Raw genomic sequence first — 638 nt, forward strand, 5'->3', positions numbered from 1 at the left:
CTCCGGTTGGCCTTCCCAGACCATTCGGCTAGAGTAAGGATTTGTAACTCCCCGGCTTACGCCCGGACTTGTCCCACTACCCCAACGTGTTACCACGTTGGTTTAGGCTCCTCCCCTTTCGATCGCCTCTACTCAGGGAATCTCGTTTGATTTCTTTTCCTCGGGGTACTGAGATGTTTCACTTCCCCCGGTTCGCACCCTTACGGGTGAGTAGCCTCAACGACTACCCAGGTTGCCCCATTCGGGTATCCCGGGATCTTCGCTCGCTTGCAGCTCCCCCGGGCTTTTCGCAGCTTGCCACGCCCTTCTTCGCCTCCTGCCGCCTAGGCATCCACTGCGTGCCCTTATCACCTTCACCTCTATCTTTTCCCTATGCATTTTTCAATGACCCTCTGGTGGAGATGAGGGGATTCGAACCCCTGACTTCCTGCTTGCAAAGCAGGCGCTCTCCCAGCTGAGCTACATCCCCATCCTCCTCACGTGGTGGGCTCGGGAGGATTCGAACCTCCGACCTCACGCTTATCAGGCGTGCGCTCTAACCAACTGAGCTACGAACCCTCAGCCACTCAAAAATGGATAGCAGTCCTGATTGTTTTTTACTCCTTAGAAAGGAGGTGATCCAGGCGCACCTTCCGGTA

2 tRNA genes and 1 rRNA gene are annotated in these 638 nt (G+C 55.8%); all 3 read right to left on the minus strand.

The features are described from left to right. Nucleotides 1–358: ribosomal RNA gene (locus tag EO083_RS09750) — 23S ribosomal RNA — on the minus strand; the annotation flags it as partial. A gap of 35 nt (nt 359–393) precedes the next feature. Then, nucleotides 394–469: transfer RNA gene (locus EO083_RS09755), tRNA-Ala, on the minus strand. Between the two features lie 12 nt (nt 470–481). Beyond that, nucleotides 482–558: transfer RNA gene (locus EO083_RS09760), tRNA-Ile, on the minus strand. Between the last annotated feature and the right edge of the window lie 80 nt (nt 559–638).

This window comes from Thermosipho globiformans, assembly GCF_003990895.1.
In the GTDB taxonomy this organism is placed as follows: Bacteria; Thermotogota; Thermotogae; order Thermotogales; family Fervidobacteriaceae; genus Thermosipho; species Thermosipho japonicus.